Source organism: Candidatus Seongchinamella marina (assembly GCF_026262685.1).
Taxonomy (GTDB): domain Bacteria; phylum Pseudomonadota; class Gammaproteobacteria; order Pseudomonadales; family Halieaceae; genus Halioglobus; species Halioglobus marinus.
In genome coordinates this window covers 151,294-164,682 of the sequence record NZ_SHNP01000001.1, presented here as the reverse complement: position 1 = coordinate 164,682, position 13,389 = coordinate 151,294, and the positions used below count along the sequence as shown (strand labels likewise).

At 54.2% G+C, this 13,389-nt stretch carries 11 protein-coding genes; 5 read left to right on the top strand and 6 right to left on the bottom strand.

All coding sequences use genetic code 11. The features are described 5' to 3' along the window. Positions 1 to 232 precede the first annotated feature (232 nt). Positions 233 to 1,618, top strand: a complete 1,386-nt coding sequence (locus EYC87_RS00610; protein ID WP_279251150.1) for a haloalkane dehalogenase — start codon at positions 233 to 235, stop codon at positions 1,616 to 1,618. Positions 1,619 to 1,953: 335 nt separating this feature from the next. After that, the gene (locus tag EYC87_RS00605; protein ID WP_279251149.1) at positions 1,954 to 3,114 is read left to right on the top strand and encodes a hypothetical protein; all 1,161 of its coding nucleotides are present in this window, start codon (positions 1,954 to 1,956) and stop codon (positions 3,112 to 3,114) included. A gap of 384 nt (positions 3,115 to 3,498) precedes the next feature. On the opposite strand, the gene EYC87_RS00600 is transcribed toward EYC87_RS00605, so the two are convergent. Next, positions 3,499 to 4,119 carry a demethoxyubiquinone hydroxylase family protein gene (locus tag EYC87_RS00600; RefSeq protein WP_279251148.1) on the bottom strand — a complete coding sequence of 207 codons (621 nt, stop codon included), beginning with the start codon at positions 4,117 to 4,119 and terminating at the stop codon, positions 3,499 to 3,501. A gap of 227 nt (positions 4,120 to 4,346) precedes the next feature. Here EYC87_RS00600 and EYC87_RS00595 point away from each other — a divergent pair, with 227 nt between their 5' ends. Further along, positions 4,347 to 5,393, top strand: coding sequence for an SAM-dependent methyltransferase (locus EYC87_RS00595; RefSeq protein WP_279251147.1), 1,047 nt, complete (start codon positions 4,347 to 4,349; stop codon positions 5,391 to 5,393). Between the two features lie 183 nt (positions 5,394 to 5,576). Next, positions 5,577 to 6,464, top strand: a complete 888-nt coding sequence (gene aguB / locus EYC87_RS00590; RefSeq protein WP_279251146.1) for an N-carbamoylputrescine amidase — start codon at positions 5,577 to 5,579, stop codon at positions 6,462 to 6,464. 75 nt (positions 6,465 to 6,539) lie between these two features. Here aguB and EYC87_RS00585 read toward each other — a convergent pair whose 3' ends face one another. The 5 genes from EYC87_RS00585 to EYC87_RS00565 are packed head-to-tail and all read right to left on the bottom strand — an operon-like array spanning position 6,540 to position 12,215. Further along, the gene (locus EYC87_RS00585; RefSeq protein ID WP_279251145.1) at positions 6,540 to 7,607 is read right to left on the bottom strand and encodes a tartrate dehydrogenase; all 1,068 of its coding nucleotides are present in this window, start codon (positions 7,605 to 7,607) and stop codon (positions 6,540 to 6,542) included. A gap of 15 nt (positions 7,608 to 7,622) precedes the next feature. After that, complete coding sequence (gene lpdA / locus EYC87_RS00580) at positions 7,623 to 9,014, bottom strand: dihydrolipoyl dehydrogenase (protein ID WP_279251144.1); 1,392 nt, start codon at positions 9,012 to 9,014, stop codon at positions 7,623 to 7,625. Between the two features lie 22 nt (positions 9,015 to 9,036). Next, positions 9,037 to 10,239, bottom strand: a complete 1,203-nt coding sequence (locus EYC87_RS00575) for a dihydrolipoamide acetyltransferase family protein (RefSeq protein ID WP_279251143.1) — start codon at positions 10,237 to 10,239, stop codon at positions 9,037 to 9,039. A 10-nt stretch (positions 10,240 to 10,249) separates the two neighbouring features. After that, a complete protein-coding gene (locus tag EYC87_RS00570) occupies positions 10,250 to 11,218 on the bottom strand; it encodes an alpha-ketoacid dehydrogenase subunit beta (protein ID WP_279251142.1) in 969 nt (322 codons plus the stop codon). 13 nt (positions 11,219 to 11,231) lie between these two features. After that, positions 11,232 to 12,215, bottom strand: a complete 984-nt coding sequence (locus tag EYC87_RS00565) for a thiamine pyrophosphate-dependent dehydrogenase E1 component subunit alpha (RefSeq protein ID WP_279251141.1) — start codon at positions 12,213 to 12,215, stop codon at positions 11,232 to 11,234. A gap of 110 nt (positions 12,216 to 12,325) precedes the next feature. On the opposite strand from EYC87_RS00565, the gene EYC87_RS00560 reads away from it, so the two are divergent. Beyond that, the gene (locus tag EYC87_RS00560; protein WP_279251140.1) at positions 12,326 to 13,357 is read left to right on the top strand and encodes an AraC family transcriptional regulator; all 1,032 of its coding nucleotides are present in this window, start codon (positions 12,326 to 12,328) and stop codon (positions 13,355 to 13,357) included. Positions 13,358 to 13,389: the final 32 nt, after the last annotated feature.

The following is a 13,389-nucleotide window of genomic DNA, read 5'->3' as shown; positions in this document are numbered from 1 at the left end:
TCTTGTGAGGTGAAAGCGGACATTAGCCGCCCAGGGCCTACTCAAGTCCTCTAATGTCCGCTTTCGCCTAGGAACGGACATTTTTCTTACACTGATTTGAGCACCCGCCCCCGACCCAAATGGCGCTGTACGTTTCAGTTTGCGTTCATTATTTGAAAATACTAAGCTGCATTTGGTAGATTTTTTTATAGTCTAAGCTGTAGCTTGCCCGCATATACCATAGGGGATCGTCGTGATTTGCAGACTTATACTGGCTGTTCTATTTTTGGCTTCCGTCTCGGCGTGTAAAGTTCAGGTGCAGGTCCCCGACAACGGCCGGGTTACCAGCGTCTCGGGCAACTACCTGTGTGAAGTTTCCCAAACATGTGAAATTGAAGTAATTGATCTGTTGTTCAACGAGACATTCATTGCCGAACCGGCAAGGGGGTACCAATTCGATGGTTGGCGCCAGGAGCTCGGCTACCTCTGCGGCGGCCAGACCAACACCTGCCCAGTAGCTACGTCCCTCTTTGAGGGTTGCGAGGCGTGCATGGAAGTCCTGGCCTCTGATGTGACCGTTTTTCTTGAGCCTGTATTTACCGTTTGCAAGCTTCCTGATGGCGAGATCGTGGTGCAGACGGCCGCCGCTGGAATCAAATTCGTACGTACACCAAGTGCCTGCTTTGACTCTCTTCATGACTATAACTTCGAGCCCAACTACGTCAACGTGTCTGGGTTGCGTTATCATTATATTGATGAGGGGCCCCGCGATGGAGAGATCGTGTTCATGCTGCATGGACAGCCCACGTGGTCGTATCTTTACCGCAAGATGATTCCCGTGCTGGTGCAGGCCGGTTACAGGGTCATTGCAGTTGACCATATAGGTATGGGTCGGTCAGACAAACCTGTGGACCCTGGCGTGCACCAATTTGAACAACATGTGGCTTGGATGAAAGTGCTGATCGCAAAGCTGGGCATTGCAGATATCACACTCTTTGCTCAAGACTGGGGTAGCCTGATAGGGTTGCGTATCGCAGGCGATATGCCGGAGCTCTTCGCTCGAATCGTGGTGGCTAATGGAGACTTGCGGATATTTGAGCCCGGCTCGAATCCGTATTCCGCTCCGGTGTTTGAATTCGATGAGTCCGACCCCGGCCTTATCGCTCATCTGATCAGTCGCCGAGGGGCCAGTAGCTTTGAAGAAGGGTTTCAACAGTGGATAGAATTCGCAGCGACTGCCCCCGATTTATTTGCGGACGGGCTGCTAGATCTTGCGAGCGTAGATGGACTGACAGTGCAGGAGTATGCCTCTTACAACGCCCCCTACCCGTCGCGCATCTACTGGGCAGGTATTCGCGCTTTCCCCTCTATGCTAGCAGGTATAGGGCAGCAGAACGTACCAGCCTGGGAAGAGTTGGGTCGCTACGATCGGCCTTTCCTTTTTCTGGCTGGCGAGCGGGACCGGCACCTGGGGCGAGTGGGGAACCAGGATAAATGGATTGCGCATGTGCCTGGTGCTGCCGGTCAGGATCATCGACGCTACCCGACTGCCGGACACTTTATCCAGGAGGATGTGGGTACGGAACTGACGGCCCAGGTCGTTGACTTCATAGAAAAAAACCCGGCTCCACCCATGTAATTGTAGTGAAAGTAATCGCGATAAAATCGTGTCCGCGTATAATATGCGCAGTTACAACTGGTGTTTTCCACTACGCTACAGACCAGGCGTAACTGCGAGCATTTACGACCGCTATGAGGTGATAGCGGACATTACGCGCCCCAGGGCCGACTCAGGTCCTCCAATGTCCGCTTTCGCCTAATAGCGGGCCTTGCGTTATATTGATTTGAACCTCCGCTCCCGACCCCTATAATGGGAATCGTTGCATCGTTGCATCGATGTTCGGCTAGGATGGGCATTCAAGGGTGCACCGCACGGCTACTTTCCTTAACGAACAACAAAGGTTGGAACCAATCATGTTACTAGCTCGGCTCAAGCTCACTGCTTCAGGTATTATGCTCATAGCACTGCTGTCGGGCTGCAAGATTCAAATTCAAGTTCCCGACAACGGCCGGGTTACCACAATATCGGGAAACTATGCGTGTGAGGCATTACAGACCTGTGAAATTGACGTTGCCGACTTGCTGTTCAATGAGACATTCATCGCTGAGCCAGCAGAAGGATTTCAATTCAAGGGCTGGCGCCCGGAAACTGGTTATCTGTGTGGCAACCTGACCAGCTCCTGCCCGATTATTACATCAGGCTTCGAGGGCAACGACGCACTCATGGACTTTCTGCTTTCCGATGAGGTCTTTTATCTGGCGCCTGTATTTAACGTATGCGGTGAGCCATGTACTCTGGCCCAGTCCCTGTCGAGCGATCACACGCCCGCAAACCAAACCTTGCTGCACTCGTTAATTGAGAATGAACTCGGCAGTGAGCCGTTCTACCTGGTGGAATACTGGCATATCGATCAGGACAATCCGCAGACAGATATAATGCTTGCTCAATATGACGACGTCCTGGCAGGTCAGCTGGTGTTGGTTGGCGCACGTATAGCCGTTGAAAACGCCGTGTTTAAGCAACCCAATATGCATGAAGGGCGTGAATGGAGCCGGGTACGGGTGATTGCTTACCCAAGCCCTCAGGCTTTTCTCGCTGTCATTCAAGCTCCCTCCTACCAACAGGCCGTTCAATTAAAACATCAGGCCACGCTAGCGGTGCAGAGCCTCTGGGTTAAAGCGATCTTCGCTAACCCCACGATTGACCCCTTTCCCGAGCGGCAAGAAATCTACAATTCGAATCTCCTTACAAGGCGAGAAATGGCCCTCTACCCCGATGGCACAAGTCACGGTTTGTCCGGTGCCGAAGCCCAACAACTGTATAACGACGTAGTGGGTGAAATATTTGCGGAGAGTGGTGCCTATCCAGTCTTTCAAGGCTCTGTGGAACACCTGGTGCTAGGTACTGAGGATGGATGGGAGATATATAATCTGGTGTATTACCCCAGCGTGCAGGACCTGGTCGCCATGTCTACCGATCCACGATGGCAGGCGGCACACCCCAATAAAGGCGCGGGTCTATTGCAAAATAGTGTGATGATGACTACACCTTTGATAGATCCGAAATTTCCGTGACTGGGCATTACTAGGTTAGGTAGTCGCACTTGCCAGAATCAGCACAGTTCACTACTGGGTCAGAGATAGTGAATGGGTCCGCTTTGAGGTGAAAGCGGACATTAGGTAAACAGCTAGATACTGAATGTCAGAGCAATTGGTAAGCCACGCAAAGGGCAATCCTGCTACCGCCTACCGTTACTTTTGCGTTAATAAAATCCGGGTGTATAAACAGAGGTATATCGCTACACTTATAATTACTTATTTCATGTCTATCAATGGATTAACTATGATCGTCAGTTGAGGCCGCCTCCCCCAACTCAACGTCCGCTGGTGTGAGATATTTGAGTAAAACTTTCACCCGCGCACAAAAAATGCCGAACCGGCGATTTTGTGCGGGACATCTCATAACCTTCTGGCGGCAGCAACACCCGCTGCTGAGCCGAACCCCACAAGCGCACACCAGACCCGCCCCAACGGACCTGCAGGGCCAGCAACGCTGCGGCTGGCAGCATCGTCGCGATGTGCTGCCTCGTCGTCCATAAAACTACGTAACTTGAGCTCCAGTCCCTCTTGCCCGACTTCCCGCAATTGAGGCAGTTGCTCGCGATAATGGGCGACGACAAAGGTTTCAACGGCTTCGATGGTAAGGAAAACACCGCGCCTGCCGCCAAGCAGGGACAGCGCTCCTAGCAGCCAACCGGCCAACTTCCATAGTGGTATCAGACGACTTTTTAGCGACGCTGGTAACCACTGCTCGAAAAAAGCAAGATGACGCTGCTCGGTAGCCAGATGCTCAGTCGCAAACTCCCTTAAGGCGCTGTCACGTGTACAGCTCAGGATACCCCAGTAGATGAACACCGCCCCGGTCTCACCCGCATGATCTGAGCGCAGGTCTCTTTGCACGGCAGTAGGTAACGCCCCAGGGGACGCTATATACGCCGCCATAGACGCCGCCATTGAAGGCCCGGTGACATCCGTTTGTTCTGTGCGCTGGGCCGCGCCGTCTATGAGTAAAGTTCGCATTTTATCCCCTCATACTGGTTTACTCATATGGGCTACCGCCAGATCATCAAGCGCTGCTCGCAAACCTGTCATAAGCTGTACACAGCAGCCTACTACCCTGCCCGATCCGGTAAGCGTGATGTACCCCGTGTCACGCCGCTAATCTGCGCACTCTGAGGCACGACGTAAACTGTTATCGTTCTGGAGGGCTTTTTTGTATCAGCAATTTCCCTAATAATCATGCCACTATGACCCTCGACGACATCAGCGACACCCTCCTTGATGAGGCCAGCTCCCCCACGCACCTGCGTGAAGCCCTGGATGCCTTCGCCCGGCTTTGTAGTAACGTCACCGGTGTAGTACCGGACCGCAGCTTTGACGCTTGGGCCGACGATTCCCTGCTCAAGGATGGCGTAGCCATTAACCCGGAAGCTGCCGCTCACTGCGTAAAGGACTATCAGCGCAGCGTAGTCTTTATTCGCGCTGTCCATACGGCCATCAACACCGCCAGCGATCGCTTTGCAAACCAACCGATTGAAATCCTGTACGCCGGCTGCGGCCCCTTCGCCACACTGCTATTACCGCTACTAGGAAGGTTCCACGCCGGTGAGCTACAGGTACACCTGCTGGACATCCATCAGCGCTCGCTAGACAGCGTAGGCCAGCTCGTCGAGCATTTTGGTTTGCAGTCACACTACATTCACTTTGTGCAGGACGATGCCTGCCGTTATCAACATCCCGGCAGCCCCCATATCATTATCACTGAGACGATGCAGAAGTCTCTTGAGCAAGAACCTCAATTCGCGGTCACCGCTAACCTCGCACCCCAGTTACACGGCGAAGGAATATTCATTCCCCAGAAAATCGAAGTTGAGTTGTGCCTTGCCCATCTGGACGCTGAGACAGCTGCGTTTAAACGCGGTGATGCGCCAGACCTTGTCGCGTTGGAAGAGGCTGGCGGGCGCTATCCGATCGCTACTGTTTTCAGCCTGATACCAGATCAGGCCGCAGCACTTGAACAGCGCGCATGCCAAAGCAGCAGCACTGGCATGATTGAGCTGAACCCGGTGAATGTCACTATCCCATCAGTAGCCCATCTGAACAATTTCGATGCGCTGCTGTTTACCCGCGTTCAGGCGTTTGAGCAGCATCAGTTACTGGATTACGAATCGGAAATAACCCTGCCGCTGCGCTGCACTGAAATGGCGCCATTGAAGCCTGGGGATCACTATAGGATCAGCTTTCAACTCGGAAATTATCCAAAGTTTTGTGTGACACGATTATGTGATGGGTGAGCGCTTGCCTCCAATGAACAGAATAAGAATGCATAGGGCACCCCCAATGCTGGAGGCTCCAACCCCATTTGAATCACCCCGGGCAAAAGCCGTAACACCCTAACCCCATGTAGGTACAACACATCCAGAGCGCTTGATCTATCCTGATAGCGACCCACTAAACAAACCTGACAGGACACTGACATGAGCCGTATCGTCACCTTCGCCGCTACGCAATTAGCTATGAGTTGGGATATTGAAGCCAACATGCTAAAGGCCGAAAAGGCCGTGCGCGACGCTCATGCCGCCGGCGCCCAGGTAATCCTGCTGCAGGAATTTTTCGAAGTCCCCTACTTTTGCAAAACCCAGCAATACAAGTACCTAGACCTGGCTAAACCCCTCTTGAGTAATCCATTAATTCAACGTTTCGCCAAAGTAGCGGCCGAGCTTGAGGTGGTGCTGCCCATCAGTTACTTCGAACGAGACACTAATACCTTCTTCAACTCACTGGTTATGATAGACGCTGATGGCGTTGTTCTGGGTAATTACCGCAAGTCCCATATTCCTGATGGTCCGGGGTACTGCGAGAAGTTCTACTTCACTCCGGGGGACACTGGCTTCAAGGTCTGGCAAACCCGCTACGGAACTTTCGGCGCAGGCATCTGCTGGGACCAGTGGTTTCCGGAAACAGCCCGCTGCTGCGCGCTGCTGGGTGCCGAGGCCATGTTCTATCCCACCGCTATCGGTTCAGAACCGCAAGATGCCAGCCTCGACTCCAGCGGTCATTGGCAACGGGTCATGCAGGGACATTCGGCCGCCAACTTGCTGCCGGTCATTGCGTCCAACCGCGTCGGCGTGGAAGAGGACGACGGCATTAGCACCACTTTTTATGGCTCCTCGTTTATCACTGATCATACTGGAGAAAAAATCGCCGAAGCTGGACGTGACGAAGAGACAATCCTGGTGGCGTCCATCGACCTCGATGAATGTGCCAACTATCGTCGAAGCTGGGGTCTCTTCAGAGATCGGCGCCCCAAGCTGTATGGACCCATCGGAAAAACCGCGCTCGGTGCCGATGCCGATGCCGAGTAACAGCATTGCCTGAGCCTATATCGCGCAGCCTATGACCTGCCCATTCCCGGCGTTGCTTTTAAACATCAGAGCACATTATTCATTCAACGTTGAGGCAATCGCAGCGCCCAATTCTTGTGTGGTAGCTGAGCCACCCATATCACGGGTCAGGTACTTGTTCTCGCGCAGCACCGTTTCAATAGCCGTCATGATCCGATCGTGACAATCCTCATGGCCAAGATGCTGCAACATCATGGCACCCGACCAGATCATACCTACAGGATTGGCAATACCCTGTCCGGCTATGTCCGGGGCAGAGCCATGGACTGGCTCAAACATGGACGGAAAAAAACCCTCAGGATTGATGTTCGCGGACGGCGCAATGGCGATGGTGCCCGTGCAGGCCGGACCGAGATCTGAGAGAATGTCGCCAAATAGATTACTGCCCACAACCACATCATAATGTTCGGGCATACGAACGAAATTCGCGGTCAGGATATCGATATGGTACTGGTCCGTTTTGATGCCGGGATACTGCTCGGCCATCAGCGCAAAACGCTTGTCCCAATAGGGCATGCTGTGGATGATACCGTTCGACTTGGTCGCCGAACTCACCCGTGTGCGCCCCTGGCTTTTGGCCAGTTCAAAAGCATAGCGCAGCACCCTATCAACACCCTTGCGGGTAAAGACACTCTGCTGAATAACCACCTCGTCCTCGGTGCCTTCGTACTGAATGCCACCGATCGCCGAGTACTCACCCTCCACGTTTTCCCTGACCACCATAAAATCGATGTCACCGGGCTTCTTGCCCGCCAACGGACAGGGGACACCGTCAAACAATCGTACCGGGCGCAGATTAATGTACTGGTTAAATTCGCGGCGAATCGGAATTAACAAACCCCACAGCGATACATGGTCGGGTACGCCGGGAAAGCCAACCGCCCCAAGATAAACGGCATCAAACTCACGCAAAATATCGATGCCGTCCTCGGGCATCATGCTGCCATGCTTGGCGAAGTACTCGCAGGACCAGTCAAAGTGAGTCCAGTTAAAACTGATATCGGAGAGGACGCCGGCTGCCTCGAGCACGCGAATGCCCTCGGGCATTACTTCATTACCGATACCGTCACCGGGTATAACAGCAATATTCAGGGCTTCTTCCATTAACTGATCCTCTGCCTAACCATGAATCGGTTGGCTGTAAATGCCGCGCATCGCTTCCATTGTCGCCTCCGACAGAGTCGGATGTGCGTGCACCATGGTTGCAATATCCTCGGGCAAAAGTTCCGCCGACTTGGCCAGCAGGATCTCATGGATTAACTCGGTCGCATTATGGCCGACAACATGCGCGCCAATAATCTCGTCTGTCTTTGCATCACAGATAACTTTTACAAGGCCCTCTGGTTTTTCAATAGCAATCGACTTGCCGGCACCGTAGTAGGGGAAGCTAAACGTTTTAAAGGCATCCCCTGCACGCTCTGCCGACTGTTCGCGCAAGCCAAACCCGGCGACCTGTGGCTCACAATAAATGGCGGAGGGAACCAGCGCCGGATCAATCGCCTTACGGCCAGTTTTTATACCTGCGATATGTTCTACCACCAGCTCACCCTCGGCTGAAGCCACGTGGGCCAGTGCCGGGGTGGTTGTTACATCGCCTATCGCATAAATACCCGGAGTGCTGGTTTGACCATAGTCTCCCACTGGAATGAAGCCGCGCTTATCCAAAGCAACGCCGACGGATTCAAGCCCAAGGGACTGCGTGTTGGGGCTGCGACCGAATACGACTAACGCACGTTCCGCCGACACCTCTGTGCTTTGCCCATCCGCAGATGTTAGCGACACGGTCACATGGTCACTGCAGCGCGACAAAGCAGAAGCGCGTGTGGACGTGTGCACAGCAATGCCAGATTTACTAAATGACTTTTCCAGCACCGCACAAACGTCGACATCCTCTGTTGGTAGTAAGTGATCCAGAGCCTCCACGAGGAACACCTTCACCCCGAAACTATTCATCACATAGGCAAACTCGCAACCGATTGCACCGGCGCCCAGTATGACCAGGCTCTCGGGCAGCGTCTCCAGCGCCAGAATGCCGGTGGAAGAGAGCACCCGATCCTCGTCAAACTCAAAACCGGGGACATGCATTGGTCGCGAACCGGTAGCAACAATAATTTTTTTGGCCTGCAGGCTTTGTTGTTCGTCTACCAATACTTCAGTTGCCGACACCAGTTTGGCTTCACCGATGAGGCACTCAACCTTGTTGCGCTTGAGCAAACCCGCAACACCGTTGGTAAGGGTTTTCACTACCTTGCGCGAACGTTGTTGCACCAGTGCATAGTTGAGTGTTTCGCGATCAATCGACACCCCCACCTCTGCCATGTGCTCAAGACTATTGAATGCATCGGCTTGGTGAATAAGGTTCTTAGAGGGTATGCAGCCCCAGTTAAGGCAAACGCCGCCCGGGGCAGCTTTTTCGACCACGGTAACAGACAGTCCCAACTGCGCCGCCCGCACTGCAGCAACATAGCCGCCCGGGCCAGCACCTATGATAAGAAGGTCGCGCCCACTCACCTGCAATACTCCGCTTGGATGCTCATGCCATCATTAACTCGGGATGCTCAAGACAATCGTGCAGTGCGCGCATAAAGCGTGCCGCTGGCTCGCCATCCATGACCCTGTGGTCAAAAGTGAACGACACTGGCATCAGGGTACGCACACACATTTCGCCGTCGACAACGACGGGGCGCTCGATCGGCGTAGACGGACCCACCAGCGCCGTATTCGGCGAATTCAATACCGGCGTTGATGTTAGCCCGGGCGGACCTACACCCGCAGTACTGGACAGGGTGATGGTTGCACCGCCGGTATCTTCGGCGGTGGCCTGGCCACTGCGCAGTCGTTCCACCATGGCTTTCATGGACAAGTCGAGTTCTGCCAGGCCCATATTTTCTATACCGTGCACCACGCCCACCATCAGGCCACTGTCGTACTCGCTAGCGCCAGGCACCGAGACAGCGATGCCCAAATTGATAGAGCGATAGATCACAATTTCATCATTCTCAAGGCAGCTATTGGCTACAGGCACCTGTTTGATGGCATAAGCCATCGCCCTGGCAATCAAAGCATTCACCGATATACGTGTGCCCAACTCGGCTTCTCGTCGCACGTATTCCTGCCGGAAGGCCATCATGGCAGTAATATCTGATTCCCAATTGCCGCTCAGTTGCGCCGTTGACTGCAGGCTGGCAGTCATTCGATCGGCAATGGTTTTACGCATGCCGGTGAAGGGCATTCGCGCAATCACCGCATCGCCAATTTGCAGCGCCGCGATCAAGGGCAATACGTCGCGCTTGACGATGCGCCCACCCGGTCCGGAACCGATAACCGTATGCAGATCCAGGTTGGCATCACGCGCTAACCGTCGGGCAAGTGGCGACGCAATGACTCTGGCTGGGCTATTGGAAAGCTGTGGCGTTGAGCTCGCCGCCACCGGCGCTGCCTGTTCAGCACTGACAGCAGCGGGAGTATTTACCGAGGACTGCAACGTAGCCAGTTCCTCTTCGGTTTCTGCAAACTGTGCGATCAAAGTGTCACAGGGCACTGCCTCACCCTCGGCCACCAGAATATGAAAGTAACCCGCCTCCGGAGACTCCACATCGTAAGCGACTTTTTCGGTTTCTACCGTTGCCAAGTCCTGACCTTTCTCAACGTAGGCACCCTCTTCCACTAACCACTGGTTGATAACGCCCTCATTCATCGCCATGGCAAGTTTTGGCATAGTGTAGTCGATAGCCATCTGTTACCTCCTAGGCGCAAACCGCACGAACTGCGGCCTCAATTCGCTCCGGGTTGGGCGCTACATATTCTTCCATGTAACCGCCGGGCACTGGCATGTTTGGCAGCGTGACGCGCGTGACAGGGGCGTCGAGTAAATCAAAACCCTGCTCCATGACTCGCGCCGAGACGGTAGCGGCAAAGCCACCTGACTCCCAGTCTTCGTCCACAACCACCAGCCGATTGGTTTTTCCCAATGAGGTGAGAAGCGTGTCCATATCAAAAGGCACAAAGCTGCGCGGGTCGATCACTTCCACCGATAATTCACCTTCCAGTTTTTCAGCAACGGTAAGTGCGTGTTGCAGCTGCAGGGAATTGGCCAGCACGGTGACATCGCTACCCTCGCGCTTCACGTCTGCAACGCCCAGGGGCACCACATAGTCATCGCCAGGCTCAGGGACTTCGCCCTTGAGCATCATGATGCCCATATGCCAGGGAATCACGACCGGGTTATTATCACGTATGGCCGCCTTGAACATGCCCTTGGCGTCATAGGGTGTGGATGGCATCGCCACCTTAATCCCAGGGTGATGGGCAAACGTGCCATGAATACTCATCGCGTGATCATTGGCCAACCGTTGTCCGGTGCCTACCCCGGCAGTGATCACCAACGGCAGCGGATGCTGGCTGCCGTGCAAAAAATGGTACTGGCCGGTTGTTACCGAACACTCGGAAAACGTGACGTAAGAAAAGCCGCCAAACATAAAATCACACACCGGTCGCATGCCTTCCTGGGCGGCGCCAAACGCCACCCCATACATGCCCGACTCTGCAATCGGTGTATCGACGATACGCTCCGGCCCAAACTCTTCCACCAGACCTTTGGTGTGGGGGAATATCGCCCCGCGCACATCCTGCCCAACGACAAACACCGAATCATCACGGCGCATTTCTTCCTCGTAGGCTTCGCGGATGGCGTCAATAAGGGTAATTTCTCTCATGGCATCGTCTCCTTTAGTCCGCGAACACGCCGGCCATTAACTCTTCTACGGGCGGCCGTGCGATCGGGCTCTCGTCGGCAAACTGCTCAACGGCCTCAATCTCTGCCAGCGCTTCCTGCACAATCTGGTCGATCTCGTTCTGGGTGAGCAGGCTATCGCCCAATACACGCTCGGTAGCAATTCGGATAGGCTCGCGTTCACGCATCGCATGGTGCTCTTCTTCGCTGCGTTCTTCCCAACCCGACAAATCCGGTGTGCCAATATCGTGCTCGTTGAAGCGCAATGTCTTGGCTTCGATAAAGGTGGGACCACCACCGTTGCGAGCCCGCTCTATCGCCTGCAGGCTTGCCTCGGCCACGGCAAAGACATCCTGGCCATCAACAATGAGGGACGGCATACCAAAACCATCGGCGAGCGAGGCAATGTTTTCCTGCGGATGCATTTCCTGCGCGGTGGAAAAAATACTCATGCCGTTATTCTCACAGAAGAAAATAACCGGCAGCTGCCAGTTCTGTGACATCAACATGGCTTCGTGAGCGCGACCCTGACCGTAAGAGCCGTCACCGGAACAGTTCATGACCACCTGCCCCTGCGCGCGACGCTTGGCGGCAAAACCCCAACCCACTACCGGCGCAAAGTTGTAGCCGATGAAGCCCGACATCATGTACACCTTGTGCTCAGGGAAGCTGAAGTGAAAAGCTGAACGCCCCTTACAGCAGCCGGTCTCTTTGCCGGTGTGCTCGGCAAGGTAGTATTTGATATCAATACCCTTGCACAGCATATGGGTGATGCCGTGCCCGCGGTGATGCGGAGAGAGGTTATCGTCTTTTTTGAGGAAGGTGCTGGCGCCCACGCCCGGGGCAATTGCACCCTCGGCGGGATGGTAAAAACCGATCAACTTACCCTGCATCATCCGCCGATACATCATTTTGTTAAATTCATCAGCCCGCACCAGATTGCGATACAGAGCGATGATTTGTTCGTTGGTCAGCGCCATCGAGCTAAACTCCCGTGCGTACACTTTCGTACATCGTCCCTCCACCAGCAGTTGACAACAATGGGGACGGAGGCCTACCTTCTGTCATTTCCGGACAGCAGGATATCGTCATGCCCCGGCCTCAGCGCGAATACAACGTGTACGTCAGGCATACACTCGAAGTTTTGCGAAACCAGGGTGTAGATCCTTGCCCCCTATTGGCCCGCCTGGGGATCGATGAGGCAAGTCTGCAAGCCGACGAGGATCTGCTTAGCCGCGACGATTACAGCACGCTGGTTGACGAGATCACCCGGCACTACGACGTACCGGGCTTGGGTTTGCTCGATGGAAGTGGCGTTGAACTGCTCGACCACGGTCTGCTCGGCTACGCAATGTTTGCCAGTGCCAATCTTGGGAAAGCTATAGAAAGGCACAGTAAATACCAGGATGTTATCGGCGCTGTGCTGCACACCGCACTATTTGTGGAGGGCTCCGCCGCCAGCCTCAGGGTAATTAGTACTTCGCGCCCCGATATGGTCGACACCCCCTACAAGATGCAATACGAATTAGAGAAGCTGTTCACCCAGTGGGCAGAGCTTGGGCCTGCAATTGGCAAGGGTAAGCATTGGTTTGAGAGTGTTGAATTCAGCTACCCCGCACCCAGTCACCAGCGAATGTATCGCAACTTTCTGGGAGAGAAAGTCCTGTTTGACCGCGAACACAGCCAACTCAATTTCAGCGCAGAATTACTGAAGACGAGCCTGAATTTTGCCAATGAAGATGCCGCGCAACTGTGTGAGAGACAGTGTGCGGCCCTGCTCGATGACCTCAAGCAATCGGACGGGACCACGGGCGAAATTCGACGCATTCTTGCCAATGCCTCAGGTCGATACCCCGCCATCGAAGAAGTCGCAAAACTTCTTGCGATGGGAGAGCGTACTCTGAGACGAAGGCTCGCCAAAGAGGGTACAAGCTACAAGCAGGTCGTACTGGACTTTCGTATGGAGCTTGCAGCCGGTTATCTACTTGGGAACGAAATGTCGATACAGGAGATTGCGTATGTTACCGGCTACGCAGATCCGTCAAATTTCCATCGAACGTTCAGCCGTTATCACCAGATGACCCCTAAGGCCTACCGTGAGTTACAACTGCAACAGCGGTAGGGAGAAGCAACCGTACCGGCGATATCGCGCGG

Bases quoted from the DNA above. Each gene is read 5' to 3' on its own strand.
- EYC87_RS00605 (WP_279251149.1), top strand. From the start codon at position 1,954: ATGTTACTAGCTCGGCTCAAGCTCACTGCTTCAGGTATTATGCTCATA.
- EYC87_RS00600 (WP_279251148.1), bottom strand. From the start codon at position 4,119: ATGCGAACTTTACTCATAGACGGCGCGGCCCAGCGCACAGAACAAACG.
- EYC87_RS00595 (WP_279251147.1), top strand. From the start codon at position 4,347: ATGACCCTCGACGACATCAGCGACACCCTCCTTGATGAGGCCAGCTCC.
- aguB (WP_279251146.1), top strand. From the start codon at position 5,577: ATGAGCCGTATCGTCACCTTCGCCGCTACGCAATTAGCTATGAGTTGG.
- EYC87_RS00585 (WP_279251145.1), bottom strand. From the start codon at position 7,607: ATGGAAGAAGCCCTGAATATTGCTGTTATACCCGGTGACGGTATCGGT.
- EYC87_RS00575 (WP_279251143.1), bottom strand. From the start codon at position 10,239: ATGGCTATCGACTACACTATGCCAAAACTTGCCATGGCGATGAATGAG.
- EYC87_RS00570 (WP_279251142.1), bottom strand. From the start codon at position 11,218: ATGAGAGAAATTACCCTTATTGACGCCATCCGCGAAGCCTACGAGGAA.
- EYC87_RS00565 (WP_279251141.1), bottom strand. From the start codon at position 12,215: ATGGCGCTGACCAACGAACAAATCATCGCTCTGTATCGCAATCTGGTG.
- EYC87_RS00560 (WP_279251140.1), top strand. From the start codon at position 12,326: ATGCCCCGGCCTCAGCGCGAATACAACGTGTACGTCAGGCATACACTC.